Here is a 26,500-nt window from a genome sequence, read left to right on the forward strand (position 1 = left end):
CGTCCGTTCCTCGTCGTTGTCGTCAGGCGGACGGTTCGGTGGCCGGGGTTGCGCCCTCGCCCCGGGACTCGGCGTCCGTGTCGTCCGTGTCCAGCAGATCGAACCAGCGGGCGGCCGTGTCGACGTCCTTGTCTCCTCGGCCGGAGCAGTTGACCAGGACGACGGCGTCCGGGCCGAGCTCACGGGCCACCTCGAACGCGCCGGCGAAGGCGTGTGCGCTCTCGATCGCGACGAGGATGCCCTCCGTCCGCGCGACCAGCGCCAGTGCCTCCATCGCGGCGCTGTCGTCGACCACCCGGTAGCTGGCTCGGCCGGTCTCGTGCAGGAGGGCGTGCTCAGGGCCGATGCCCGGGTAGTCGAGCCCGGCCGAGATGGAATGGGAGACCTGGGTCTGACCGTCCGCGTCCTGGAGGAGGAAGGTCCGCATGCCGTGCAGGACCCCGGGCGCGCCCCCGGCGATCGCCGCGGCGTGGCGGCCCGTCACCACTCCGTCGCCGCCGGCCTCGCAGCCGATCAGGGCGACCTCGGTGTCCGGGATGAAGCGGTGGAAGACGCCCATCGCGTTCGACCCGCCCCCGACACAGGCGACGACGGCGTCGGGCAGGCGGCCGAGCAGGTCGAGCGTCTGCTGACGTGCCTCCACGCCGATGATCCGCTGGAAGTCACGGACCATCATCGGGAACGGGTGCGGGCCCATCACGGACCCGATGCAGTAGTGGGTCGAGTCGACGGTGGCCACCCAGTCACGCATGGCCTCGTTGATGGCGTCCTTCAGGGTGCGGCTGCCCGACTCGACGGGGACCACCTCGGCACCGAGCAGGCGCATCCGGGCGACGTTGAGCGCCTGCCGGCGAGTGTCCTCCTCGCCCATGTAGACGACGCACTCCAGCCCCAGCAGGGCGCAGGCGGTGGCGGTGGCCACGCCGTGCTGACCGGCTCCGGTCTCGGCGATCACCCGGGTCTTGCCCATCCGCCGGGTGAGAAGGCACTGCCCGAGAACATTGTTGATCTTGTGTGAGCCGGTGTGCGCGAGATCCTCGCGCTTGAGCAGGATGCGCGCGCCACCGATCCGCTCCGTGAGCCGGTCGGCCGAGGTCAGCGGCGTCGGGCGCCCGGCGTAGCTCGCCAACAGGCGGTCGAGCTCATCGACGAAGGCGGGGTCGACCCGGGCGGCCTCGTAGGCCGCGGTGAGCTCGTCGAGCGCCGCGAACAGCGCCTCCGGGACAAACCGCCCGCCGAAACGGCCGTAGTGGCCGGCGGCGTCCGGTACGGCCTGCCAGTTCCCCGCCGCCTGGGCGGCCGACCACGTGCCGACCTCGACCGGGCCGGTCGCGCGGCTCGGGTCGGTGGCACGGCTCGGATCGATGGCGGAGGTCGGGTCGGCGGTGGTGTCGACGGATCGAGCTGTCACGGCCCCGACTGTACCGGCGCCCACCCCCACCGAGGTGACGTGCGGGGCCGGGCCCCGCTCGGAGACGCTCCGAACACAGAGCACCCGTGCGGGCCTGGCCGGCGACCGCTCGGCCGACCGCCTTACACGGCGCCCGAGCGGTCGGCGGGTCAGTGCGCGATACGGGTGGCGGGATGCGTTCCGGCGGTCACGAGATCGGCGACGAACTGGCGCGGGTCGCCGCCGGTCACGGCGGCCTCCCCGACCAGCACCGCGTCGGCCCCGGCACCTGCGTACTGGAGCAGGTCGCGCGGGCCGCGCACGCCGGACTCGGCGACCTTCAGGACCCCCTGCGGGACCATCGGCGCGAGCCGGGCGAAGGTCTCCCTGTCCACCTCGAGGGTGCGCAGGTTGCGGGCGTTGACCCCGACCAGCCGGGCGCCCGCGTCGAGAGCCCGCAGCATCTCGGTCTCGTCGTGCACCTCGACCAGCGCGGTCATGCCCAACGACTCGACCCGCTCGAGCAGCCCGATCAGCCTCGGCTGATCGAGCGCGGCCACGATCAGCAGGACCATGTCGGCGCCGTGCGCCCGCGCCTCGAGGACCTGGTACGGCGAGATCACGAAGTCCTTGCGCAGGACGGGGATGTCGACGGCCACCCGGACGGCGTCCAGATCGGCCAGCGAGCCGCCGAACCGCCGCTGCTCGGTGAGGACGCTGACCGCCGCGGCGCCCGCCTGCTCGTAGAGCGAGGCGAGCGCCGCCGGATCGGCGATCGTCGCGAGCGCACCCCTGGACGGCGAGCGGCGCTTGATCTCCGCGATCACCGAAACCCGCGGTGCGCGCAGCACCGCCAGCGCGTCCCGGGGATCGGGTACACGCTCAACACGTTGTTTCAGAGCTGCCAGGGACGTTTCCCGCTCACGGACGGCCAGATCTGCTCTGACCCCGTCGAGGATCTCCTCGAGAGCGTTCATCGCCCCGCGCTCGCGCCAGTCGCGGCTGCCATGCCGCCGATGGTAGGGCAGTCTCGAGCCCGAGGCCCGTCGCCCCCACCCGCGGCGCCGAGCCGTCACGATTCGTGGTTGTCCACGCATTGGCCATCCGAGTGGCCGCGCCCCTGACGTCGACGTCGAGGCCAGACCAACCCGAGGGATCGCGGGACGAGCGACGGAGCCCCGACCGACGGTAGTGGTGCTCCTGTTGGCCCTGACACCGGACGCACTCGCGCGACCACGGCACGACACCTGGGCAGACACCTCGCGACACGCCCGCGCACCCGGCACTTTGACGGTCCGCCACCGACCCGTATCATCGAACACACGTTCGAACACGAGTGGATTCGGGAGGCGCGATGTGGAGTGACGAGCCGAGGCCTCGAGACGCCGCGGACGCGGCACGGAGGTCAGATACGGCCTACCCGCGGGCCCGCCGGGGCGGCTCGGAACGGCTCGTCGCGGCCTGGTCCGCCGCCGCCGTGTGGTCCGCTCGCCGGGTCTCCGGCGGCATTCCCACCCCCGCCGGGCCGCCCGTTCCGAGTGCGCCGGAAGGTGGCGCCGACGAGAGGATCGGCCAGAATTCGCGATCATCGTCCCGAGTACGCGGCGCGGCGCCGGAGCGCCCAGCGCCCGGCCGCCCCGCCACGAGCCCGGGTGACTCCGCGGCTCCCCGGCCCACGGGCCCGGCGGCCACCGGCACAGCGGGTGCCGCGGACCCCTCCCCGGCGAGTCCCGTGGCCTGCGGATCAGTGGGCGCGGCGCCGCCGCGGCTCACCACCCCGCCAGGTGCCCAGACCGAGACCGGCGGAGGCGGTACCGAGGGCCACAGAGCGTCTGAGGAGCGTGCCGGCGGCACGGGTCGGGCGGGGCTCAGCGGCGCGCCAGACACGCCCGGCTGCCCTCCGCGGCCAGGCCCGGGAACGGCGTCCCGCGTTCCCGTGAGCGGTCCGGTGACGGAGCATGACCTGCTGATCGCGCAGGTTCAGGATCTCGACCGCCGCATCGCGCGGATGGACGAGCTCATCTCCCTGCTCGAGGCGGACATCGAGCGCAATGACCTGACCTTCGCCGCCCTGGCCGGCCAGCGGCTCCGGCTCACGACGGCAGATCCCGAGCAGAAGGTCGACGGCGCTCCCGCCCCCGCGCGGGACGCGGTCCCTGAACGAGAGGAGCAGTCCTGATGGTCAGGTGGGGTCCTGGCCCCGCTCGATGGCGTCCCAGGCGTCAGCGGGTGCGGCTGCGCGGGCCTGGTAGCGGCCGGACATGGCCGGCCAGGTCCCGGCGCGTGCGACGACGACGGCACCCGTGATCGCGAGCACGAGACCACCGAAGGAGGCGAGCCATGGAGCCACGGTGCGGGAAAGATCGAGGATGGTCGGATCCCCGATGGGGACGAGCGCCCTGACCTCGTCGGTCCCCCGCACCGCGGCCATCGGGTCGAGGGCGATCCCGCCGGCGATCAGGAAGATCGCGACCCCTGCACCCGCCAGGAGCACGCCCACCAGGGTCCGCCCCACGCGCCTGGTCGCGATGATCGCCACGGTGGCGGCGAGCCCGAGCAGCGCCAGCGCGGTGGCGGCCGGGGCGAGCGATTCTCCCGACCACTTCACCGGCAGGGGCGCCGCCACGGCCGAGGCCTGCCCGCCCGTGCCGGCCTGAACTTGGGCCGAGACCCAGGTCGCGCTGGCGCTGAACAGGACGACGGCGGATCCGACCAGGCACGCGACCATGGCGAGCGCCCGCTCCCGGCGGGCGCCGGGAGTGGGGCTTCCTGCGGGCGCGGGCAGGTCGGCGGGCGCTGTCATACCGGCGGGCGGAGCGACTCCGCCACCTCGATCGCGCGGAGAACCGCCGCGGCCTTCGTCCGGCTCTCGAGATCCTCGGTGTCGGGAACGGAGTCCGCCACGATCCCGGCGCCGGCCTGCACGTAGGCCATTCCTGAACGGAGGACCGCTGTGCGGATGGCGATCGCGGTGTCGAGGTCACCGCCGAAATCGAGATATCCCACGACCCCGCCGTACAGGCCGCGCCTCGTCGGCTCGAGCTCGTCGATGATCTCCATGGCCCGCACCTTGGGCGCTCCCGACAACGTCCCGGCGGGAAAGGTCGCGGCGAGGACGTCGACCGCGCTGCGCTCGGGCGCCACCTCACCGATCACGGTGGAGACGATGTGCATGATGTGCGAGAACCGCTCGACGGACGCGAACTCGACCACCCGCACCGATCCGGGCACGCAGACCCGCCCGAGATCATTGCGGACCAGGTCGACCAGCATCACGTGCTCGGACCGTTCCTTCGGATCGGCCAGGAGCTGGGCGGCCAGTTCGGCATCGCGCTCGGGGGTCTCGCCCCGCGGCCGGCTGCCCGCGATCGGGTGCAGCAACGCCCGGCGGCCGGTGACCTTGACGTGCGCCTCCGGCGACGAGCCGACCACATCATGATCGGCGAACCGCAGCAGGTACATGTAGGGGCTGGGGTTCGACGCCCGCAGGACCCGGTAGACGTCGAGGGCGTCGGCGGTGGTGGGGCGCTCGAACCGCTGGGAGACCACGATCTGGAAGCACTCCCCCGCCCGGATCTCCTCGATCGACCGCTCGACGGCGGCGTGGAAGCCGCCGGGCGGGGTTGCGGAGGCGAAGTCGCGCACGCCCGTGGACGCCCCGGTCGTGGTCGCCACGGTCGGCTCACTCCACTTGCCGAGATCTGCCGTCATCACCTCGATGCGGTGCACCGCATCGTCGTAGGCGGCGTCCAGCTCCGCCCGCCGTGCGGACGGTCCGCCCGCCGCTCCTGGGCCAGCCAGGTCCGCTGCTTCGGCCGGGTCCCCGGAGCCGGTGAAGATGTTCGCGACGAGCTGGCACGATCCGTCTGTGTGGTCGAGGACGGCGAGGTCGGTCGTCAGGAGCATCCGCAGCTCGGGCATCCCGAGATCGTCGGTTGCCCGGGCGGGCAGCCGCTCGATGCGCCGGACGATGTCGTACGAGAGGTACCCGACCAGGCCTCCCAGCAGCGGCGGAGTGCCGCTCGGCCGGGCCGAGCAGAGCTGGCGTTCCACGGCACGCAGGACGTCGAGCGGGTCGCCGTCGAGCGGGACACCGGGCGGCGGGGTTCCGTCCGTCCAGGCGGCCTGCCCGTCCCGTTCGGTGAGTGTGGCCGCGGCACGGACGCCGACGAAGGAGTAGCGCGACCACACGCCCCCGTGCTCGGCGGACTCGAGCAGGAACGTCCCCGGTCCGCCGGCCAGCTTGCGGTAGACCCCGACCGGTGTCTCGCCGTCGGCGAGCAGGCGGCGGGACACCGCGACGACCGGCTGGCGCGCGGCGAGCTCGTGGAACTCCGCCCGGCTCGGTGTGATCTCGCCGGTGGTCATCGTGGTGCTCCCGTCGTCGGCGCCGGCGCCACTGCCGGCATGGACATGGGCGTGGAGGGCGGCGTCGGCGTGGGGTTCACGGCCGGGGGCTGCAGGGGCCGGGCGCCGCCGACCTGCAGCTCGCGGCCGGTGAAGCAGGTACGCGTGCCGGTGTGGCAGGCCGGGCCCACCTGGTCCACCTGGACCAGCACGGTGTCGCCGTCGCAGTCGAGGGCGACCGACCGCACCCACTGCACGTGCCCGCTGGTGTCGCCCTTGACCCAGTACTCGGCCCGGCTGCGGCTCCAGTAGGTGGCCCGACCGGTGGTGAGGGTCCGGTGCAACGCCTCGTCGTCCATCCATCCGACCATGAGCACCTCACCCGAGTCGTACTGCTGGGCGACGGCCGGGAACAGTCCGGAGCCGTCCCGCTTGAGCTGCCGGGCGATGGCGGGGTCGAGATCGGAGGCACGTGCGGTCACCCGCCCATTCTGCCCGCCGCGGCCAGCAGGCCTCCAGGTCACCACGGCAGGCGGGCCGGGACCCGCCGACCGGGGTCACCCCTCCGGGCGGCGGTCAGTGTGACGAGACCCCGGCCGCCCAGGATTCGTGCAGCCGCCGGTAGACCCCGGGCACGGCGACCAGCTCCGTGTGCGTCCCGCGCTGGACGACCCGCCCGGCGTCGACCACGACGACCTCGTCGGCRGCCTCCGCGGTGGAGAGCCGGTGCGCGATGGTGACGGAGGTGCGTCCCCTGGTGAGCTCGAGCAGGGCCGTGGCGATCTTCACTTCGGTCGCCGGGTCGACGGCGGAGGTCGCCTCGTCGAGGACGAGCAGGTCGGGGTCGGCGAGCTGGGCACGGGCAAGCGCCACGAGCTGGCGTTCGYCGGCGGAGAGCAGCTCACCGCGTTCCCCCACCGGGGTGGCGATGCCGGCGGGCAGGCCGGCGAGCCAGTCGCCCAGGCCGAGCTGCGCGAAGGCGTTCACGATCTCGGCGTCGGAGGCGTCCGGCCGCCCGTACCGGACGTTGCCGGCGACGGTGAGGTCGAACAGGAACCCGTCCTGCGGCACCATGACCACCCGGCCCCGCAGCGAGTCGAACCGCACCTGGTTCAGCGGGACGCCGCCGATCAGCACGGTGCCGTCGGTGGGGTCCATGAGCCGGGTGAGCAGCTTCGCCATCGTCGTCTTGCCGGAGCCGGTCTCCCCGACGACGGCCACCCGCCGGTGCGACGCGAGGTCGAGCGTCACGTCGTGGAGCACCGGCGGGCCGCCCGGGTAGGCGAATCCGACATGGTCGAACCGCACGCCGAGCGGCCCGTCGGGCAGCGCCACGCCACCGGTCTCCTCGGCCGGGTCGCGGACGTCCGACGGGGTGTCGAGGACGTCGAGGACCCGCCGCAGCCCGGCGAAGGCGTTCGCGCCGTCGTTCAGTACCTCGGTCAGTGACTGGATGGGCATCACGAACAGCGTGAGGAGGAACAGGAAGGCCACCAGCTGCCCGGTGGTCAGCGATCCGTCGACGCCGATCGCGACCCCGACGATCACCACCCCCGCGGTGGTGAGCGCGGCGACCGTCTCGACTCCGGCGAACACCCCCGCCACCAGGGTCTGGGCGTGGGTCTGCGCGGCGCGGTAGTCCTCCACCGTGCCGTCGATGCGCCGGGAGGTGCGGTCCTGCGCGCCGTAGGCCCGCACGACCTGAGCGCCGACCACCGACTCCGAGATCGCGCCGAGCATGTCCCCGACCCGCTCCCGCACCTTCCCGTACCGCACCGCCAGCCGCTTCTGGAAACGCCGGGTGGCGATGACCAGCGGGACGAAGAACGCGTACACCAGCAGGGCCAGCTGCCAGGAGTAGACGAACATGAGGATCGTGGCGATCAGCATCTGCCCGGTGGCGACGATCAGCATGACGCCGCCGAACTGGAGGAACTGCGACATCGTGTCGATGTCACTGGTGACCCGGGAGGTCAGCGAGCCGCGCCGCTGCGCGGACTGGCTCAGCATCGACAGGTCGTGGACGTGACGGAAGGCCCGGACGCGCAGGGTGGCCAGCGCGCTCTCGGAGACGCGGTAGAGCCGCACGTTCATCCGGAACGCCGCGAGCGCGGTGATCAGGATGGCGACCGCGGCGAGGGCCACCGAGACTCCGACGAGGCCGAGGTCCGCTCCGCCCTCCCAGACACCGCGGTCGAGCGTCTGCTGGACCACGACAGGGATCACCACCTTGCCCACGGTGGCGGTCACGGCGAGGGCCAGGGTTCCGGCGATGCCGGCGGTCAGCTCCGGCACGAGCCGGCGCAGCCGGCCCCCGGTCGCCCACAGGCCGTCGGAGCTCATCGTGCGCCCTCCTGGTCCGGAACCGTCAGTACTCCGACCGAGGCCGCGTCGACAGGCGCGGCGGTACCCGATGCGGCGGGGTTCAGCCCGGAAGAGCCCGGCGCCGGCACCTGGTGAGGCCCGGACTCCCCCCGCGTTCCCGGGGTCGGCCCGTCGCCGGTCCCGGCGTCCGTGTCCTCGTCGTAGGCCGTCAGCAGCTCCGCGTAGCCGGGCGAGCTGGCCAGAAGCTCCCGGTGGGTGCCCTGCGCGGTGACACGGCCGTCCTCCAGGTGCACGACCTCGTCGGCGAGCTCGACGGTGGACCGCCGGTGCGCGACGATCACCACCGTCGACGCCCCCGCCCGCTCCCGCAGCCCGGCGAGGATGGACGACTCGATCCGCGGGTCGACGCTGGACGTCGCGTCGTCGAGGATCAGCAGCCGCGGGTCGCGCACGAGCGCGCGGGCGAGGCCGATCCGCTGGCGCTGACCGCCGGAGAGCGTGGTCCCCCGCTCCCCCACCCTGGTGTCGAGGCCGGCTGGCAGGGCACGGACGAAGCGCTCCGCCTGGGCCCGGCGCAGGGCCTCCCACACGGTCTCGTCGTCGACGTCCAGGCCGAGGGCGACGTTCACCCGCACGGTGTCGTCGAACAGGAACGTCTGCTGGGGGACGAGCGCGACCGCGCGGGTCACCTCGCCCATCGCCAGGTCACGCAGGTCCACGCCGTCGATCCGGACGGTGCCCGAGTTGGGGTCGACCAGGCGGGCGAGGAGGTTCACCAGGGTCGACTTGCCGGCACCGGTGCGCCCCGTCAGCGCGACCACCCGGCCGGGGGCCACGTCGAAGGTCACCCCGTGCAGCGCCTGCCACACCGCCCCGGAGGCCGGCGAGCCCGCCTCGGTGGACGGCGTCCTGGCGGCGGGGATGTTCGCGGAGGTGTCCGTGACGTCGTCGTGGTCGCCGGCGGTCTGCACCGGGTAGCCGTATCCGACGCCGGTGACGCGCAGCGCCGCCGGGCCGGAGCCGGCGAGGGCGGCGGAGCCGAAGCCGAGACCGCCGCGGGCCGTGAGCACCGCGTCGACCCGCTCGTGCCCGACGACGGACCTGGGCAGCTCACCGAAGACCCATCCGATCGCTCTGATCGGGAAGGCCAGCAGGGTGAACAGGTAGGCGACCCGAACCAGCTCACCGACGGTGAGCGAGCCGCCGTCGATGCGGACCGCTCCGACGACGATCACGGCCAGCACGCCGAGGTTGGGCAGCGCCTCCATGACCGGGTCGAACATGCCCCGGACCTGGCCCGCACGGACCATCGCGTCGCGCAGCTCGCCGGCCTTGACGGCGAAGCGGGCCGTCTCGTCGGCCTCCCGACCCAGGGTCTTCACGACGAGCGCGCCGTCGAAGGACTCGTGGGCGACCCCGCTGACCTCGGCTCGCAGGCGCTGGGCGCGGCCGTAGAGCGGCGACACCCACCGGCCGTAGACCACGTTGACGACACCGAACGCGGGGAACACGACACAGCCCACCAGGGCCAGCAGCGGGTCGGTCGCGATCAGCAGGGCCAGCGCCGCGGCGAGCATGACCAGCACGCCGGCGGCGAACGGCAGCGGCGCGATCGGCGCCCACGTGGCCTCCACGTCCGCGTTCGCGTTGGACAGCAGCGAACCGGTCGAGTGCCGCTGGTGCCAGGCCAGCGGCAGCCGCAGGTACTGGCGGGTGACCCGACGCCGGTAGGTGGCCTGCAGCCGGTACTGCATCATTCCGGAGACTAGGCGGCGGAAGAACATCCCGGCCGCCCGGGCGAACCCGATGCCGACCATGATCAGCGCCGCGCCGATGACGGCGCTCCAGTCGGCGGCGCCGTCGTCGATGCTCGGGACGAGGACGCGCTCGGTGATCTCGCCAAGGGCGAGCGAGCTCGCGACCGTCGCCAGCGCGTAGAGGGAGCTGCCGGCCAGCGCGATCAGGAAGACCCTGGGCTCCTCCCGGACGGCGATCGCGAGCACGCCCAGCCCGCGCCTGATCACCGTGGGCGAGCCCGCCGCGACGGGCTGGGGCTCCGCGGCAGGCCGGGATGCCGCGGCGGGGGGCCCAGGCGAACCGGCACCGCCGGGGGCTGCTTTCCTGCGGGTCACCTCGCCGGACGCGGGGTCACCAGGCACTGGCACTCCTCCGTTTCACGGGCGGCCGCGGAACACCCCCCGCGGCATCGGCGGCCGCCGCACGCCGTCCCCCGGGTGACGCGGCCGTTCGTCACTCAACGCGCAACCCGGCGGTAACAGTCCCGGTCAGACGCCTGCTCACCAGCGCGACCCGGACACGGTGCCCGCCGGCTCACCACCCGGACGACCAAGGCGCGCCCGACATCCTGGCCCGCGCGAAGGCCGCCGGCCCGGCAATGACCCAACCGACCGCTGATGGACAACCGACGTTCGACCCGCGTTCGAGGAAATGCCCACGACCGACGCCATCGACTGATCCGTGCCCCGGCGGAGGCCGGCCGTGCCACAGCCGGACGCACCGCGGGCCGGCCTGGCCGGCCAGGCCGGCCCGCAGCCGTCAGCGCACCGCGATGGCGGCGTCGCGCAGCACCTTCTTCACCTCGGAGATCCGCATCCGCCCGAAGTGGAAGACGCTGGCGGCCAGCACGGCGTCGGCGCCGGCGCCGACCGCGGGGGCGAAGTGGTCGAGGCTGCCGGCGCCACCGCTGGCGATCACCGGTACGTTCACCGCCGCGCGGACCGATGTGATCATTTCCAGGTCGTAGCCGTCCTGGGTGCCGTCGGCGTCCATCGAGTTCAGCAGGATCTCGCCGGCGCCCAGCTCGACGGCCCGCGCGGCCCAGGCGACCGCGTCGATGCCGGTGCCCTGGCGCCCGCCGTGGGTGGTCACCTCGAAGGCGGGGCCGCCCGGCTCGCGGGAGCGACGGGCGTCCACCGAGAGCACGATGCACTGGCTGCCGAACCGCAGCGCGCACTCGCGGACCAGTTCCGGGCGGGCGACGGCCGCGGTGTTGATCCCCACCTTGTCGGCGCCGGCACGCAGCAGCCGGTCGACGTCGTCGACCGAGCGCACCCCGCCGCCGACGGTGAGCGGGATGAAGACCTGCTCCGCCGTGCGCCGGACGATGTCGTACGTGGTCTCCCGGTTTCCGCTGGACGCGGTGATGTCGAGGAAGGTCAGCTCGTCGGCGCCCTCGGCGTCGTAGAGCCGGGCCATCTCGACCGGGTCGCCCGCGTCCCGCAGGTCGGTGAAGTTCACACCCTTGACGACCCGCCCGCCGTCGACGTCGAGGCAGGGGATCACCCGGACGGCGACGGTCACGGCGCGCCCGCCGCGGGCCCCTCCGCCGCGACCGCGAGCGCCTCGGGCAGGGTGAACGCGCCGGCGTAGAGCGCCTTGCCGACAATGGCGCCCTCGACACCGGGCACGCTCGCGATCACGCGCAGGTCCTCCAGGGAGGAGACGCCGCCGCTGGCGACCACCGGCCGGGTCGTCGCGGCCGTCACGGCCCGCAGCAGCTCGACGTTCGGGCCGGTGAGGGTCCCGTCCCGGCGGACGTCGGTGAGCACGTAGCGGGCGCAGCCGTCGGCGTCCAGCCGTGCGAGCACCTCGTAGAGCTCGCCGCCCTCACGCGTCCAGCCCCGCGCGGCGAGGGTGGTGCCACGGACGTCCAGGCCCACGGCGATCCGGTCGCCGACCCGGTCGATCGCCTTGCGCACCCACTCCGGGTCCTCGAGCGCCGCCGTGCCGATGTTGACCCGGGCCGCGCCGGTGGCCAGCGCGGCGTCGAGGGAGTCGTCGTCCCGAATGCCGCCGGAGAGCTCCACGGCCACGTCGACCGAGCGGACGACCTCGGCGATCAGGTCACGGTTGGACCCGCGGCCGAAGGCCGCGTCGAGGTCGACCAGATGGATCCACTCGGCGCCGTCGCGCTGCCAGGCCAGCGCCGCCTCGCGCGGGTCGCCGTAGGAGGTCTCGGTTCCGGCCTCGCCCTGGACCAGGCGGACGGCCAGGCCGTCGGCCACATCCACCGCGGGTAGCAACGTCAACGTCACATCCCCACCCTACGGGTCACCCCGGCCCTCGAGGAGGCGCACCACCGGACCACACGAGTTGCCGCAACCTGAGATCCTCCGACCACGGATCGCTCTAGCGTGGTCGGCGATGACCTTCGACGTGGCAGGCCAGGCGTCGACGCCCGGAACCACCGGGCGCGCCCTGGCCAGCGCGCGGATGTGGGCCGCGATCGCGTCCGCCGCCGCGCGCCGGTACGTCACCGACCGGGCGACGGTCGCGGCCTCGGTCATCTCCAACATCGTGCTGACCGTCCTGCGCGGCCACCTGGCACTGGCCGTGTGGGAACAGCGCCCCGGGCTCGCCGGCTACGACGCCACCGCGGCGGTCACTTTCACCGTGGTCGGGCAGGCCCTCGTCAGCACCTTCGCCGTCTTCGGCGGCATGGTCGACCTGGCCTGGCGGGTGCGCGACGGCGGCGTCGAGACCGACGTCGTCCGGCCCGTCGGGTTCCAGCGGTGGTGGCTCGGCCTGGAGGTCGGGCGGGCCGGGGTGTACCTGACCACCCGTGCGATACCCGCGGGTGTGGTCGGAGCGTTCCTGTTCGACCCGCGGCTCCCCCGGTCCTCGGGCACCGGAGCGCTGTTCGCCGCGAGTCTCGTGCTGGCCCTCCTGGTCAGCTTCGGCCTGCGCTACCTGGTCGCGCTCAGCGCGTTCTGGCTGACCGACGACCGGGGGGTGCAGGCCGTCGCCGCGCTCGTGATGATGTTCTTCTCCGGCGCCGTGCTGCCCCTCGGGCTGTTCCCCGGCGTGCTCGGGACGATCGCCGGGTTCCTGCCGTTCGGGGCCGTCGTCCAGGCGCCGATGGACCTCTACCTCGGGTCGCCGGCCGGCGGCACGGCATACCTCGGGAGCGCGGCGGCCGGCCCGGAACGGATCCTCGCCTACCAGGCGGTCTGGGCGCTGCTGCTGTGCCTGGCCGGCCGCGTCCTGACGACCGCCGCGCTGCGCCGCCTCGTCGTACAGGGAGGCTGACCGGTGACCACGGACGAGGCCGCCGCCGCCGCCGGCGCAGGCGCAGGCGCAGGCGCAGGCGCAGGCGCCGCCGCCGCCGGCATCAGCACTGCCGGCACCACGGCGACCGGCACCCACGTGAGTGACACCCACGCGAGCGGCACCCACGCGACGGTTGCCGACAGCGGCGTGGGCGGGCGGCTCGGGCTGGTACGGGCGGAGGCGGGCCACTACCTGCTGCTGGTCGGCGCCGCCTTCCGCTCGACGGCCCAGTACCGGCTCTCACTCGTCCTGTACACCCTCGTCGAGATGGCGGCGACGGTGCTGGACCTCGCCGCGATCGGCATCGTGTTCGCCCACCTGCCCGACCTCGACGGCTTCTCGCTCGCCGAGGTCGCCTTCCTCTACGGGACGTCAGCCCTCGCCTTCGCCGCCACCGAGGCCGCGGTCGGCCCGCTGGACCGCCTCGGCTGGCCGATCAAGGACGGCAAGCTGGACCCGATGCTCACCCGCCCCGTCAGCGTGCTCGTGCAGGCCGCGACCGCGGACTTCTCCCCGCAGCGGCTGGGCCGGGTGGTGCAGCCCGCCGCCGTCCTCGTGATCAGTCTCACCGCGCTGGACGTCCCCTGGACCCCCGCCCGGGTCGCCGTCCTCCCACTAATGATCACCAGTGGGATCGTGATCAGTGCGAGCCTCTCGGTGGGCACCGCGGCGGTGCTGTTCGTCGCTCCGGACGCGTCCGTCGCCGTGGGCGCCGTCCGGCAGGGCGCGGCGCTCGCGACGCAGTACCCGCTGACGGTCTACGGCCGCCGGACGGCGCTGCTGATGACCGTGGTGCTGCCGATCGCCTTCGTGAACTGGCAGCCGGCACTGTTCGTGCTCGACCAGCCGGACCCGTTCGGCCTGCCGGGGGTCACCCGGTTCCTCTCGCCCGCCGTGGCCATGGTCACCGCCGCCCTCGCCGGGGCGGCCTGGCGCCTCGGTCTGCGCCACTACCGCAGTACCGGGAGCTGAGTGCCTTGACGTCCTCCCCCGCATGAATGTGGGGGATTCCAACTCCTACACACTCACCAGAGGGGGTGTGGTTCGTTGAGATTCGCGGTTCACGGGAAGCCCTACCGGGCCGCCTCCCCGCGCGTTCACCGCACGTCCCGCGGCGATGTTACGTGCAGCGTTCACGTCGGCGTTGCTTTCATGCCCGCAGGCGACGCACCGGAACACCGCTTGACTCTCGCGGTTCCCGGGCGCCGTATGCCCGCAGGCCGAGCAACGCCGGCTGGTGTAGGCGGCCGGGACCCTCTCCACCCGGCCGGGTGCTTTCTGTTCCAGGCGCCGGACGAGCAAACCCCAGCCGTTGCCGAGGATGCCCCGGTTCAGGCCGGCCTTCTGCCCGACGTTCCGCCCCGGGTTCTCGACCGTGCCCCGAGCGGAACGGATCATACTGCGGACTTTCAGATCCTCGACCCGGATCACATCGAAACGGCGGGCGAGATCGGTGGAGGTCTTCTCCACCCAGTCCTTCCGCCGGTCGGCTTCCCGCGCCCTGATCCGGGCGAGCCGGGAACGAAGCCGGGCGCGCCGGTTGCCGCCCCGCCTGGCCTTCGCGAGCCTGCGCTGAAGCCTGACCAACCGTGCGGCCTCCCGGGGCCGCAGGCCAGGGCAGCGCAGCAGCTCCCCGGTCGACAGGGCCGCCGACACGGCCACACCCCGGTCGACGCCGACCACCTCGCCGGTACCGGGGGCGGGGATCGGCACGGGGGCCACCGCGAACCCGACATGCCAGCGGCCAGCCCGGTCCCGCGTCACCCGATAGGATCTGGCCTCACCGATCCTGCGGGTGCGACGGAACCTGACCCAGCCAACCTTGGGTACCCAGCACCGCGACCACTTCCGGTTCAGATTCTCGACCCTGGCGTTCTTCCCCACGATCTGAAAGCCCTCGGCTTCACCTTTCTTCCGATAGGTCGGCCGCCGGTGCGAACCACCGAAGAAGTTTCGCACCGCCTGGTCGAAATCCCGCAGGGCCTGCCGCTGAACGGTCTGCGACCCGGCTCGCAGCCAGTCGAACTCCGCCCGCGCCTCGGTCAACTGCCGGCAGCGCTCCAGATGGTTCGGCGCCCTGCCCCGGTAGGGCGTCCACCATGCCTGCTGTTCGACAGCCAGATTCCATATAAAACGGGCATGCCCACAGTGCTCAACCAGCCCGCCGACCTGTTCGGCAGACGGGTATAGGCGAAAGCGGGACATGCCGACATCCTACCGAAAGGATCGAACATGCGTTCCAATGTGGGACGCCGTTTCCTCCCCGGCCTGAAGGCCGGGGTATCCACGGCGAGTTCCCGATGACCAACGTCATCGACGTCGAGGGGGTCAGCAAGACGTTCGTCCTGCGGCGGCGGGCCGGCTGGATGCGCCGGGAACGGGTGGACGTCCACGCCGTCGCGGACCTGTCGTTCACGGTCCGGGCCGGGGAGATCGTCGGGTACCTCGGCCCGAACGGCGCGGGCAAGAGCACCACCATCAAGATGCTGGTCGGCATCCTGACGCCGTCCGGTGGGCGGCTGCGGGTGGCCGGGCTGGACCCGTCCCGGCAGCGCCTGCGGCTCAGCCGGCGCATCGGGGTGGTCTTCGGCCAGCGCTCGCAGCTGTGGTGGGACCTGCCACTACGCGACAGCTTCGAACTGATCCGCCGCATCTACCGGATCCCGGCGCTGCGATACCGGAACAATCTCAAGCATTTCGTCGAGATGCTGGCGCTGGCGCCGATCCTCGACACCCCGGTGCGGCAGCTCTCGCTCGGCCAGCGGATGCGCGGCAACATCACGGCCGCCTTCCTGCCCGACCCGGAGATCGTCTACCTGGACGAGCCGACGATCGGCCTGGACGTCGTCTCGAAGACGGCGGTCCGCGCGTTCCTCGCACGCACCAACCGCGAGGCGGGGACGACGATCGTGCTCACCACCCACGACATGACCGACGTCGAGCAGCTGTGCCGGCGGGTGATGGTCATCGACCATGGCCGGCTGGCCTTCGACGGCGAGCTCGAGACGCTGCGCGAGCGCCTCGGCGGCACGCGGACGCTGCGGGTCGACCTCGCCGAGCCGCTGCCGGCGATGACCGTCGAGGGGGCGCGCGTCGTGCGGGTGCACGGCGCCCGGCAGTGGCTCGAGCTCCCGGCGGGTGGCAGCGCGGCACCGCTGGTCAGCGAGATCGCGGCCCGCTACCCGCTGGTCGACCTCTCGGTCGGCGAGCCGGCGATCGAGGACGTCATCGCCCGCCTCTACACCACCGACCGACTCGCCCCCGACGCCCCCTGATCAACAGGGCCGGAGCCGACGCCTGCGCCTGTGGCGGCGGCGGCTGGCCGCTGCAGGTGGTCAGCTCAGGGTGCGCAGCCAGTTCCGCAGGACGTGGGCACCGGCGTCGCCGGACTTCTCCGGATGGAACTGGGTGGCCGCGAGCGGTCCGCGCTCGACCGCGGCGGCGAACGCCTCGCCGTGCTCGGCGACGGTGTCACCCGCCCGCGCCGCCGCCGCGTAAGAGTGCACGAAGTAGAAACGCGTCTCCGCGTCGATGCCCTCGAACAGGACCGACTCCGGTGGGGGCGTGACGACGTTCCAGCCCATGTGCGGCAGGACCGGCGCCGTCAGCCGGCGCACGCTCCCCTCGAGCACGCCGAGGCCCTCCGTCCGCACACCGTGCTCGTCGCCGAGCTGGTAGAGGATCTGCATGCCCACGCAGATCCCGAGGACCGGTCGGCCGGCAGCCAGCCGCTCACGCACGACCTCGCCGCCGCCGACCGCATCCACACCCGCCATGCACGCCGCGAAGGCGCCGACCCCGGGGACGACGAGCCCGTCGGCGGCCCGGGCGGCGTCGAGATCCGCCGTCACCGTCACCTCGGCACCGACCCGGGCGAGCGCCCGCTCGGCCGAGCGCAGGTTCCCCGAGCCGTAGTCGAGGACGACGACGTCCGGCCGCGGGCCGCTCAAAGCACGCCCTTGGTGGACGGTACGCCGGCGACCCGCGCGTCGAGCGCCACAGCGTCGCGCATGGCCCGGGCCACCGACTTGAACTGCGCCTCGACGACGTGGTGGGCGTTGCGCCCGGACAGCACCCGCACGTGCAGCGCGATCCGCGCCGAGGCGGTGATCGACTCGAAGATGTGCCGGGTGAGCGTGGTGTCGTAGGTGCCGATCAGGCCGACCAGCTCCGGCTCGACGTGCACACAGTAGGGCCGGCCGGAAAGGTCGACGGCCGACTGCACCAACGCCTCGTCGAGCGGCACGGTCGCGTCGCCGAAACGGCGGATGCCCGCCTTGTCGCCGAGCGCCTCGCGCAGCGCGGTGCCGAACGCGATGGCCGTGTCCTCGACGGTGTGGTGCGCGTCGATGTGCAGGTCACCCTCGGTGCGCACGGTGAGGTCGAAGCCCCCGTGCTTGCCGAGCTGCTCCATCATGTGGTCGAAGAACGGGACGCCGGTCTCCGCCGACGCCAGGCCCGTCCCGTCGAGGTCAAGCTCGATCAGGACGTGCGACTCCTTGGTCTTGCGCTCGACGCGAGCGGTGCGTGCCATCGTTTCCCTCGGGTTCTCCACCGGTGCGGCGCTGGACCGGCCGGCCGGCTGTTTGGTCGGTCCGGGCGGTCGTACCGGTCCGGATGTTCGGGTCGGTCCGGATGTTCGGGTCGGGTCGGTCAGGCCCGGTCGCTCAGGAGCTGATCTCCGCGGCGGCGCGCAGGAGGGCCGGGCGGGCGGTCAGCACCCGGCGCAGCGCGTCGAGGAAGGACTCCATCTCGTTCGGCAGGCCGGCCGTCACCCGCAGCCAGCCGTCGAGGCCGACGTCGCGGACGAGCACACCGGCGTCGAGCAGGCCCTGCCACACGGCCCGCTGGTCGGTGAAGTGACCGAACAGCACGAAGTTGGCGTCGCTCGGAGCGGTCACGCAGCCGAACTCCGGCAGGGAACGAACGAGCAGGTCGCGCTGTGCCTTCACCGCGTCCACCGTGCCGAGCAGCTCGTCGGCGTGGGCGAGCGCGGTGCGCGCGACCGCCTGGGTGAACGACGACAGGTGGTAGGGCAGGCGGACGAGCTGCAGCGCGTCGACAACCGCCGGATGCGCCGCGAGGTAGCCGACCCTGGCGCCGGCCAACGCGAACGCCTTGCTCATCGTCCGGGTGACGACCAGCCGGGGGTGGTCGGGCAGCAGGGTGAGCGCACTGGGGACGCCGGCCCGGCGGAACTCGCCGTAGGCCTCGTCGACCACGACGACACCCGAGCTGACCTCGGCCATGGCGTCGCAGGCGGCCGCGATGACCTCCGTGCCGAGCGCGGTGGCGGTGGGGTTGTTCGGCGAGCACAGGAACAGCAGCGCCGGGCGGTGCCGGCGGATCGCGGCGGTGACCCGGTCGGCTTCGAGGGTGAAGTCCGCCGCGCGGGACTCGGCGACCCAGTCGGTGGCGGTCGCCAGCGCGATCAGCCGGTGCATCGAGTAGGACGGCTCGAAGCCCACCGCCACCCGCCCGGGACCGCCGAACGCCTGGCAGAGCTGCTGGAGAATCTCGTTCGACCCGTTGGCCGCCCACACCTGGGCCGCGTGCACGCCGAAACCGGCGTCCGGGGTCAGGTAGTACGCCAGGTCGGCGCGCAGGGCCTCGGCCTCCCGGTCGGGATAGCGGTTGGCCTCGGTCGCGGCGAGGGTCGCCGCCTTGCCGAGCGCGTCCACCAGCCCGGCGGACGGCGGGTGCGGGTTCTCGTTGGTGTTCAGCCGCACCGGGACGTCGATCTGCGGCGCGCCGTACGGGGACATCCCCCGCAGGTCGTCTCGCAGGGGCAGGTCGTCCAGGGTGACGGGCCGCCACGGGGCCCGGTCGGCCGGCGTGACCGCGGCGGAACGCAGCCTCCCGTGGCCACCGACGGGCGCGCCCTGGCCGGCCGGCGCCCCCGGGAGCGCGCCGGCGGGACCGGCGGCGTCAGGCGGCCCAGCGGCGTCGCCCAGGACTGTGGTCTCCCCCGGCCCGGCGCCGTCACCCGTGCCGGCGGTGGCGCCCGGAGGGGCGGCGTCGCCCGCTCCGCTGATGTTCCCGGTCATCGGGCCCGTACCTCCACCGCGTCGACGTGGGCGGTCAGGTCCTCGGCTCCGCCGAGCGCGGCGATGCGGGGCGCGATGTCGGCGAGCGCCTCGGGGCCGCACTCGACGACATGGACCTGGCGCTGGAAGGCGGACACGGCGAGGCCACTGGAGTGCCGCGCGGTGCCGCCGGTGGGCAGGACGTGGTTCGAGCCGGCGAGGTAGTCCCCGAGCGGGACGGGTGCGTAGGCACCGACGAAAATCGCGCCCGCGTTGCGCACCCGGGCGGCGACACCCGCCGCGTCCGCGGTGTGGATCTCCAGGTGCTCGGCGGCCCAGGCGTCGACGACCGCGAGACCCGCGTCGACGTCGGCGACGATCGCCACGGCGCCCTGGCCGGCCAGCGCCTCGGTGACCCGCTCCCGGTGCCGGGTGGCGGGGACCTGCTTGTCGAGCTCGACGTCGACGGCGTCGGCCAGCTCGGGCGACGTCGTGACCAGCAGGCAGGCGGCCATCGGGTCGTGCTCGGCCTGCGCGATCAGGTCGGCGGCGACGAAGTCGGGGCGGGCCGAGCCGTCGGCGAGGATGGCGACCTCGGTCGGGCCCGCCTCGGCGTCGACGCCGACCAGCCCGCGCAGCAGCCGCTTCGCCGCGGTGACGTAGACGTTGCCGGGGCCGGTGACGACATCGACGGCCGGGCAGCTCTCGGTGCCGTGCGCGAACATCGCGACGGCCTGGGCGCCGCCGGCCGCGTAGACCTCGTCGACCCCGAGCAGGGCGCAGGCGGCCAGCACGACCGGGTGCGGCAGGCCGCCGTTGTCGACCTGGGGCGGCGAGGCCACCGCCAGCGAGGCGACACCGGCCTCCTGCGCGGGGACGACGTTCATGACCACGCTGCTGGGGTAGGCGACCCGCCCGCCCGGCACGTAGAGGCCGACCCGGCCGACCGGGATCCAGCGCTCGGTGACCTTCGTGCCGGGGGCCACCTCGACGACCACCGGCTCCCGGAGCTGGGCCCGGTGTACCAGCCGCGCGCGGCGGATCGCCTCGGTCAGCGCGTCACGGACCGCCGGGTCGAGGGCCGCGAGCGCGCTCGCGAGCGCGTCGGCCGGTACCCGCAGCTCGGCCGGGCGGACCCGGTCGAAGCGCTCCGCGGCGTCGAGGACGGCCGCGTCACCACGGTCGCGCACGTCGTCGCAGACGGGACGGACCGCGTCCATCGCGACGTCGACGTCCACGGCCGCCCGCGGGAAGAGCCGACGGACGTCCGACGTGGTGGGCTGCGCGGAGCGCAGATCGAGCCTTCTGAGCACGCCCACGAGCGTATCGGCCCGACCGCCGGTCCGAGCAGTGGAACTGTTTGGGAATACCACACCGTTATACGGCGCGGGGCGCGGTGGCACCGGGACCCGGCCCGAGCGGGGTAACCTGCGGCGGTGAGCTCCAGTTCGGACGCCGCCCCCAGTTCGGACGCCGCCCCCGCTCCGGGTACCGCCCCCGATCCGGGCGCCTCCCCCAATGGCACAGGCAGGTACGACGGCAAGTCGGGCTTCCTGGCGCGGCCGCTGTACGCCTACCTGATGGAGCACGGCTCCCCGCCTGACGGCGTCCTGAGTGACCTCGCGGCCGAGACCGCGGCGCTCGGGAGCGTCGCCCGGATGCAGATTCCCGCCGAGCAGGGCTCGCTGCTGACGATCCTGACCGCGGCCCTCGCGCCGTCCCGGGCGATCGAGATCGGCACGTTCACCGGCTACTCCGCGCTGAGCATCGCCCGCGGCCTGCCCGCGGGCGGCCGACTGCTGTGCCTCGACGTCAGCGAGCAGTGGACGTCCGTCGCCCGCCGGTACTGGGAGCGCGCCGGGGTGAGCGACCGCATCGAGCTGCGGCTGGGGCCCGCCGCCGACTCGCTGGCCGCGCTGCCGGCGGAGCCGGTTTTCGAGCTGGCCTTCATCGACGCCGACAAGACCTCCTACCCCACCTACTACGAGCTGCTGCTGCCCCGGATGAAGCCCAACGGCCTGATCATCGTCGACAACGTCCTGCAGTCCGGCCGGGTCCTCGACGCGGACGTGACGGAGCCGAGCGCCGTCGCCGTGCGCACGTTCAACCGGATGGTGGCCGACGACCCCCGCGTCCAGGTGGTCATGCTCCCCGTCGCGGACGGCCTGACCATCGCCCGCAAGCTGCCGTAGCCCTACCGTTCCGGACGGCCGATCCGGACGTCGACCCCGGGTGAGTAGTGCGCCAGTGGCTCGCCGGGCAGCGGCAGCAGGCCGGTGGCGCGGACGAGACCGTCGTCGATCTCCTCCGGGTGGGCCCGCCACAGCGGCCAGGGCTCGTGGTGGGCCCGCACCGCGCGGTGACTCGATCCGGTCGAGCTGAACACGATCCAGCGCGCCGTGAGGAAGTGGTCGAGCGGGCCGAGCTCGCCGGGCTGGTAGCGCGGGCCGATCCGGATGCGCACCCGGCTCGAGGTACCCCGCGGGCCGGGCCAGCGGCGCCGGCACTCGTACCGGATCTCGCCCGGCCCCCCGGACAGCCCGCCGGACGGCCCGCCGGTCTCGGTGAGCGTCATCGAGGCCCAGAGGTACGGCAGGCGGAAGCCGTTGCGCGCCACCAGCACCGCGCCGAGCCGGGCGGCCTCCAGGGAGAAGAACCAGATCCCGCGCCGGCCCCGCCGGTCCACGACGTAGGTCCGGACATTCGTCTCGCAGAAGTGGGACGCCCAGGGCACGGCGCGCCCGCCGGGCGTCGCGACGCGCATGTAGAAGGGCACCAGGCTCACCCAGGCCCGGTCGTCGTAGGTGTCGGCGGCGAGTTCGGGGGGCAGCAGCCGGCCGACGGCCTCGGGATCGACGGGCCAGTGCACGAACGTGAGCCGCTCCCAGCGCTGCGTCATCGTGGGCCGGTCGACGGTGAACGGGCAGCTGGGCTCGACGACAGGCCGGTCCGACCAGTCGCGCCCATCCGGCAGGCCGGGATGATCCGGACACATACCGACATCGTCGCACCAGGTGGCTCAGGTCGCACCGATGTCTCATTGGGCCCGAACGGGGACCGGCCCCAGACCCGCGCCCCGACCCCGTGTCAGCGGGACGCTCTGCCTCACCAGGACGCCCCGGTTCCACCGGGACGCTCCGGCCCACCGCGCTCCGGCCCACCGCGCTCCGGCCCATCGGGGTCCGGCCCATCGAGAAGCCCGGCCTCACCGAGAGTCTCGGGCTCTTCGAGGAACTCCGACTCCTCCGAGTCGGAGTCCGGCGAGCCGGGGCCGGACGCGCGCGGCCAGGAGCCGTCCGGCCGGGAGGTGCCCGGCCCGGATGCGCCCCTGGGAGCGCCCGGCGAGGCGAATCCACCGGCCGCGCCGGGCCACCAGCCGCCGGGCCACCAGCCCCCGGGCCAGCCGGGGCCGGGCGCCCCGCCGTCACCGGGCCGGCGACCGCTCGGCCAGCCACCACCGGGCCAACCGCCGTCCGGCCAGCCGCCGTCAGACCAGGCGCGGGCGGCAGGCCACGGTGGGTCCGGCCAACCGCGGAGCGCCCAGGGCGGGCCGACGAAGCCGGGCGGGGGCTGACGCCAGTACTGCTCGCGGCGGCGGTGCATCCACCAGAACCCGCCGATGAGGAGCGCGCCGGCCAGGACGGTCAGCGAGATACCCGACAGCCCGGTGAACGGCAGTTCACCCCCAGCCTGACCCTTCCCGGTCCCGCCAGGCCCACCGGGCGGCCCACCCGCCGCACCGCCGGCAGCGGGAGCCGGGGACTCGGGCGGGGCCGCGCCGGCGGACGCCGCCGGGGGCCGCCGTTCGGATGCCACGGCCGCCTCGTCCGCGGCCGCCGCCTCCCCCGCGGCCGCCGCCTCCTCCTCGTCCGCCACCTCGTCGCCCGCGAGATCGCCCAGGGTCAGGCCGCCCAGTCGCGGGATGGAGCCGCGGTCGGAGACCACCGTGGCGCGCTGCTGGCTCTGGAGAAGCTGCAGGAGCGCGATGACCTCCCCCAGCGTCAGCCCGGAGGGCGTGGTGGGCGTGGTGGTCGAGCTACCGCGGTCCTTCGGGGGCCTGTGTCCGCCGTGCCCATAGTCGGAGCTGTCGGCGTCATCGTCCGCCCCCGTCGGGGACCCGACCACGAGAACCGTCGCGGTGAGGGTGAGCGGGGACGTCCCTGCGGCCGGGACCCCTGTGGCCCCGGCCGCCGCCGGCACGCCGGTGGCCGGGAGCGGGACCGCGCCCGGGGCGGCGACCGGAGCCGCGGCCAGCGGGGCACCGGCGCCGGTCGCGGTGAGCAGCTTCGTCCCCAGCGACATGAAGCTGACCGGGACCGCGATCCTCCCCGCGGCGTCCGCCGTGGTCGCGTCCGACGGGACGCCGTTGGCCGCGATCTCGACGAGCGTGCCCGGCGCGAAGCCGCACCCGCCGAAGGTGGTGCTCTCGCCGACCAGCAGACGCGAGTGGCCCACCCGACCCGAGCCGCACCCGGGAGCGGCCAGCGCCGCCGCCGTCCTACCGGCGGGAACGGGCAGGGGAACGGCGCCGGGAGCGGACACGCCGCCGGCGGGGCCGGCCGTGAGGACAGGCCCCCTGGCAGCTGTGGGGACACCGGGGGCCGCGGGACCCGTCGCGGCCCCTGCGGCCCCCGCGAGCAGGACCTCCACCGTCACGATCAGTAGCAGGAAGACGGCCAGGACCGCACCCATCGCGACCATCCGCCTACTAGACGGGACGACTTCCAGACACGCAGGCACACTCATCGACGACCCCCACCGTCGCGGCTGGCGGCCTAGCCGTCGACAACCGGCAGCCTAGGAGCGACTACTCTCCGTGTCCATGACCTGCTGAGGCCCCGAAGGGACGGCGGGTAGCCGGCCCCGGCGCGCGGTGACCAGCAGGCGCCCGGCGCCCAGCCGGTAGGGCGTGCCGTCCGGATCGGAGTGGCGTCCGATGTCGGTGAAGCCCGCCGCGCCCAGCAGGTCACCGATATGCCCGCACGTGTAGACGTGATGGACGGCGGTGGTGTCCAGCACGTTGTCACCGCGGGTGAACCGGTATCTGCTGAGCATCCGGCTGCGGGCCACGTCGTAGTCGACCGTCGCCTCCGTCGTGATGTCACCGGTCCGCATGACGCGCGCCTCGCCGGTGAAGCCGGGCAGGACGGACTCCGCCGTCGCGCCGAAGTCGAGGACGAGGCCCCCGCCGGGGCGCACCGCCGCGGCGAGGGAACGGACGAACTCCGCGGTCTGCGCGGGGGTGAGGTAGCCGAAACTGTTACCGAGGCACACCGCCGCGTCGAAGGAGCCCGACGGGGCGATCTCCCGCATGTCCCCGAGAACGAACTCGACGGCAGTGCCCGTGGCCGCGGCGGCGCGGCGGGCGTGCTCGATCGCCTCCGCCGACAGGTCGACGCCGGTCACCCGGTGGCCGCGCTCCGCCAGCGCGAGGCTGTGCCGGCCGCTTCCGCACGGGACGTCGATGATCCGCGACCCCGGCGCGAGCCCGAGGCGCGTCTCGACGAAGTCGACGTCGGCGGCGGTCATCTCCGGCGTCGCCGCGCGGCGCCAGAACTCGTTCGGCAGTTCGGTGAAGAACTCGGTGAACCACTCGGGCGAGGGTTCGCCGGTCTGGTCGGTGAGCTGAGTGGAGGAAGAAGAAACAGAAGAATGTGCGGACAACGCCGAGATCTCCTTGCTGGTGCTCTGCAGGGTGACGACATATGTCACCGGGCACCAGGAGTCACGCGCCGCGTCCCGCGGTCAGCGCTGAGCGCCACCGCGCCGGGTCGACGGGTGACCTCCGGAAGCCCGGGACTGTTCCCGGGCAGCCATGGCTTCCTCCACTGTCGGCGCCGGCTGTGTGTGTCCGGCGCTGCCGCGGTCACTGTAGGCCAGCCCGTCACGAACCGTCAAAGTTATTTTCCGGCCGGCGGCGCGCGGTGTCGGAACACCCGCCTGGTCGGCACACCCTCGCCGGGTGTCGGCGGGATCGGCTGACGAGACATCCAGGGCACCCCGGGGACGCCCACGCGCCGAGCCTCAGGTGGGCTTGCGGGCCTCGATGAGAAACCGCGTCGCGTGCGCCACGAAGGACCCATCAGCCTGGATACGGTCATGCAGGGCCCTGAGCCGCGGGCGGTACCGGGCAACGGTGAACCCGGGGACCATCCAGATCACTTTCCGCAGGAAGTAGATCACCGCTCCCACGTCGAAGAACTCGGTGCGCAGCGACTCCATCCGCAGGTCGACGACCTCCAGCCCGGCGGACTCGGCCTGGGCTCTGGCCCTGTCGGGGTGGCGCCGGTGCCGCATTCCAGGCGGCTGCGACCCGAGGAAGTACTCGGTCAGTTCGAACACACTCCCCGGGCCGACCTGCTGGGAGAGGTACACCCCGCCCCGCCGCAGCACCCGGGCGATCTCCACCCATCCGGTGGCCACCGGATGACGGCTGACCACCAGGTCGAAGGCGTCGTCGGCGAAAGGAAACCCATCCCCGGCGGCTACCACCGCCACTCCCCGGGGACGCAGCAACGCGGCGGCGTTGGCAAGGTTCGGCGGCCAGGACTCGGTCGCCACTGTCACCGCCGGCAACCTCGACACCCCGGCGAGAACCTCCCCACCACCGGTCTGGACATCCAGTGCGACCGACGCCGACGCCATCCGCTCGCCCATCAACCGGGCATAGCCCCAGGACGGACGCTCCTCGGTCGCGCGGCCCTCCAGCCACGAAAACCCCCAGCCATCCACAGGCACCGACTCCGCCTCGGCAACCAGATCCTCGAACGCGCGCGACATGTCCCGATCCTCGCAGACTGCTCCCACCATCTACCCGAGGCCGCGGCGCCACACAGCCCCGCGAACAGCGCCACAGCCACAGCCGAGCGCCAATACGTTGACATCCTCCCCGGTGTGAACTCCGGGGATTCCCGTACCTCGCGATCCGGGTTCCTGCTTCGTCAACGGACGCCTCCTCGCTTCAGGAGCGAGGYGGTCTCACTCCATCTCCACAGGCRGACACCGCGAGCCCCGCGGCCAGAATGTTCCGTGCCGCRTTSAYGTCCCGGTCGYGRACCGCGCCACAACGACAGGTCCACYCCCGGACGTYCAGCGGCAGGTYYTCCACGACCGATCCRCAGGCCGAGCACGTTTTGCTCGACGGGTAGAAACGGTCGACCGCTATCACGGTGCGACCGTACCAGTCGGCCTTGTACTCCACCATCGCCCGTAACTCCGACCAGGATGCGTCGGAGACAGCGCGGGCCAGCGAGTGGTTGCGGACCATGGTGCGGACGGACAGGTCCTCGACGACCACCGTTTGGTTCTCGCGGATGATCCTCGTGGACAGCTTGTGCAGATG

24 protein-coding genes are annotated in these 26,500 nt (G+C 73.4%); 5 read left to right on the forward strand and 19 right to left on the reverse strand.

Annotation, left to right across the window (positions count from 1 at the left end; all coding sequences use genetic code 11):
• Window positions 1-22: 22 nt before the first annotated feature.
• Together trpB and trpC are read right to left on the reverse strand one after the other, a co-directional pair.
• Window positions 23-1,411: a tryptophan synthase subunit beta gene (gene trpB / locus BBK14_RS24650; protein ID WP_420849189.1), complete on the reverse strand. Its 1,389-nt coding sequence runs from the start codon at window positions 1,409-1,411 to the stop codon at window positions 23-25.
• A gap of 149 nt (window positions 1,412-1,560) precedes the next feature.
• On the reverse strand, window positions 1,561-2,367 hold the full coding sequence (gene trpC / locus BBK14_RS24655; protein ID WP_020459536.1) for an indole-3-glycerol phosphate synthase TrpC: 807 nt from the start codon (window positions 2,365-2,367) through the stop codon (window positions 1,561-1,563).
• 971 nt (window positions 2,368-3,338) lie between these two features.
• Between trpC and BBK14_RS24660 the strand changes: the two genes are divergently transcribed.
• Window positions 3,339-3,569 (forward strand): hypothetical protein, encoded by a 231-nt coding sequence (locus BBK14_RS24660; protein WP_131626002.1) that lies wholly within the window; start codon window positions 3,339-3,341, stop codon window positions 3,567-3,569.
• 3 nt (window positions 3,570-3,572) lie between these two features.
• Here BBK14_RS24660 and BBK14_RS24665 read toward each other — a convergent pair whose 3' ends face one another.
• The 7 genes from BBK14_RS24665 to priA form a co-directional block, all read right to left on the reverse strand.
• Window positions 3,573-4,193 (reverse strand): Trp biosynthesis-associated membrane protein, encoded by a 621-nt coding sequence (locus BBK14_RS24665; RefSeq protein WP_071065622.1) that lies wholly within the window; start codon window positions 4,191-4,193, stop codon window positions 3,573-3,575.
• Complete coding sequence (locus BBK14_RS24670) at window positions 4,190-5,758, reverse strand: anthranilate synthase component I (RefSeq protein ID WP_071065623.1); 1,569 nt, start codon at window positions 5,756-5,758, stop codon at window positions 4,190-4,192. Before BBK14_RS24670 ends, BBK14_RS24665 begins: the two co-directional genes overlap by 4 nt.
• Entirely contained in the window at window positions 5,755-6,219 is a 465-nt protein-coding gene (hisI, locus tag BBK14_RS24675; protein ID WP_071065624.1) for a phosphoribosyl-AMP cyclohydrolase, read from the reverse strand. The genes BBK14_RS24670 and hisI overlap by 4 nt, the downstream gene beginning before the upstream one ends.
• A gap of 94 nt (window positions 6,220-6,313) precedes the next feature.
• Window positions 6,314-8,080, reverse strand: coding sequence for an ABC transporter ATP-binding protein (locus BBK14_RS24680; RefSeq protein WP_071065625.1), 1,767 nt, complete (start codon window positions 8,078-8,080; stop codon window positions 6,314-6,316).
• Entirely contained in the window at window positions 8,077-10,221 is a 2,145-nt protein-coding gene (locus BBK14_RS24685) for an ABC transporter ATP-binding protein (protein ID WP_071065626.1), read from the reverse strand. The genes BBK14_RS24680 and BBK14_RS24685 overlap by 4 nt, the downstream gene beginning before the upstream one ends.
• A gap of 397 nt (window positions 10,222-10,618) precedes the next feature.
• Window positions 10,619-11,383 carry an imidazole glycerol phosphate synthase subunit HisF gene (gene hisF / locus BBK14_RS24690; RefSeq protein WP_071065627.1) on the reverse strand — a complete coding sequence of 255 codons (765 nt, stop codon included), beginning with the start codon at window positions 11,381-11,383 and terminating at the stop codon, window positions 10,619-10,621.
• A complete protein-coding gene (gene priA, locus BBK14_RS24695) occupies window positions 11,380-12,117 on the reverse strand; it encodes a bifunctional 1-(5-phosphoribosyl)-5-((5-phosphoribosylamino)methylideneamino)imidazole-4-carboxamide isomerase/phosphoribosylanthranilate isomerase PriA (protein WP_071065628.1) in 738 nt (245 codons plus the stop codon). The genes hisF and priA overlap by 4 nt, the downstream gene beginning before the upstream one ends.
• 109 nt (window positions 12,118-12,226) lie before the next feature.
• Here priA and BBK14_RS24700 point away from each other — a divergent pair, with 109 nt between their 5' ends.
• Complete coding sequence (locus tag BBK14_RS24700; RefSeq protein ID WP_083391219.1) at window positions 12,227-13,111, forward strand: ABC transporter permease; 885 nt, start codon at window positions 12,227-12,229, stop codon at window positions 13,109-13,111.
• A gap of 3 nt (window positions 13,112-13,114) precedes the next feature.
• Window positions 13,115-14,104 carry an ABC transporter permease gene (locus BBK14_RS24705; RefSeq protein ID WP_083391220.1) on the forward strand — a complete coding sequence of 330 codons (990 nt, stop codon included), beginning with the start codon at window positions 13,115-13,117 and terminating at the stop codon, window positions 14,102-14,104.
• Window positions 14,105-14,149: 45 nt separating this feature from the next.
• Here the strand turns inward: BBK14_RS24705 and BBK14_RS24710 are convergent, their stop codons facing one another.
• A complete protein-coding gene (locus BBK14_RS24710) occupies window positions 14,150-15,337 on the reverse strand; it encodes an RNA-guided endonuclease InsQ/TnpB family protein (RefSeq protein WP_071065629.1) in 1,188 nt (395 codons plus the stop codon).
• 95 nt (window positions 15,338-15,432) lie between these two features.
• On the opposite strand from BBK14_RS24710, the gene BBK14_RS24715 reads away from it, so the two are divergent.
• Window positions 15,433-16,407 (forward strand): ABC transporter ATP-binding protein, encoded by a 975-nt coding sequence (locus tag BBK14_RS24715; RefSeq protein ID WP_071065630.1) that lies wholly within the window; start codon window positions 15,433-15,435, stop codon window positions 16,405-16,407.
• A 60-nt stretch (window positions 16,408-16,467) separates the two neighbouring features.
• On the opposite strand, the gene hisH is transcribed toward BBK14_RS24715, so the two are convergent.
• The 4 genes from hisH to hisD form a co-directional block, all read right to left on the reverse strand.
• A complete protein-coding gene (gene hisH, locus BBK14_RS24720) occupies window positions 16,468-17,082 on the reverse strand; it encodes an imidazole glycerol phosphate synthase subunit HisH (RefSeq protein ID WP_071065631.1) in 615 nt (204 codons plus the stop codon).
• Window positions 17,079-17,666 carry an imidazoleglycerol-phosphate dehydratase HisB gene (gene hisB, locus BBK14_RS24725; RefSeq protein WP_020459523.1) on the reverse strand — a complete coding sequence of 196 codons (588 nt, stop codon included), beginning with the start codon at window positions 17,664-17,666 and terminating at the stop codon, window positions 17,079-17,081. Before hisB ends, hisH begins: the two co-directional genes overlap by 4 nt.
• Before the next feature lie 133 nt (window positions 17,667-17,799).
• Complete coding sequence (locus tag BBK14_RS24730; RefSeq protein ID WP_071065632.1) at window positions 17,800-19,179, reverse strand: histidinol-phosphate transaminase; 1,380 nt, start codon at window positions 19,177-19,179, stop codon at window positions 17,800-17,802.
• Window positions 19,176-20,471, reverse strand: coding sequence for a histidinol dehydrogenase (hisD, locus tag BBK14_RS24735; protein ID WP_198541422.1), 1,296 nt, complete (start codon window positions 20,469-20,471; stop codon window positions 19,176-19,178). The genes BBK14_RS24730 and hisD overlap by 4 nt, the downstream gene beginning before the upstream one ends.
• Before the next feature lie 123 nt (window positions 20,472-20,594).
• On the opposite strand from hisD, the gene BBK14_RS24740 reads away from it, so the two are divergent.
• Window positions 20,595-21,350, forward strand: a complete 756-nt coding sequence (locus BBK14_RS24740; protein WP_071065634.1) for an O-methyltransferase — start codon at window positions 20,595-20,597, stop codon at window positions 21,348-21,350.
• 2 nt (window positions 21,351-21,352) lie between these two features.
• Here the strand turns inward: BBK14_RS24740 and BBK14_RS24745 are convergent, their stop codons facing one another.
• From BBK14_RS24745 to BBK14_RS24765, 5 genes are all read right to left on the reverse strand, one after another.
• On the reverse strand, window positions 21,353-22,153 hold the full coding sequence (locus BBK14_RS24745) for a YqjF family protein (RefSeq protein ID WP_071065635.1): 801 nt from the start codon (window positions 22,151-22,153) through the stop codon (window positions 21,353-21,355).
• Between the two features lie 110 nt (window positions 22,154-22,263).
• Window positions 22,264-23,850 carry a hypothetical protein gene (locus tag BBK14_RS38485; protein ID WP_157904328.1) on the reverse strand — a complete coding sequence of 529 codons (1,587 nt, stop codon included), beginning with the start codon at window positions 23,848-23,850 and terminating at the stop codon, window positions 22,264-22,266.
• Between the two features lie 105 nt (window positions 23,851-23,955).
• Window positions 23,956-24,870: an SAM-dependent methyltransferase gene (locus BBK14_RS24755; RefSeq protein ID WP_071065637.1), complete on the reverse strand. Its 915-nt coding sequence runs from the start codon at window positions 24,868-24,870 to the stop codon at window positions 23,956-23,958.
• 312 nt (window positions 24,871-25,182) lie between these two features.
• Entirely contained in the window at window positions 25,183-25,938 is a 756-nt protein-coding gene (locus BBK14_RS24760; protein ID WP_071065638.1) for a class I SAM-dependent methyltransferase, read from the reverse strand.
• A gap of 181 nt (window positions 25,939-26,119) precedes the next feature.
• A complete protein-coding gene (locus tag BBK14_RS24765) occupies window positions 26,120-26,497 on the reverse strand; it encodes an RNA-guided endonuclease TnpB family protein (RefSeq protein ID WP_476739405.1) in 378 nt (125 codons plus the stop codon).
• Window positions 26,498-26,500 lie beyond the last annotated feature (3 nt).

This window comes from Parafrankia soli (assembly GCF_001854695.1).
GTDB lineage: Bacteria > Actinomycetota > Actinomycetes > Frankiales > Frankiaceae > Parafrankia > Parafrankia soli.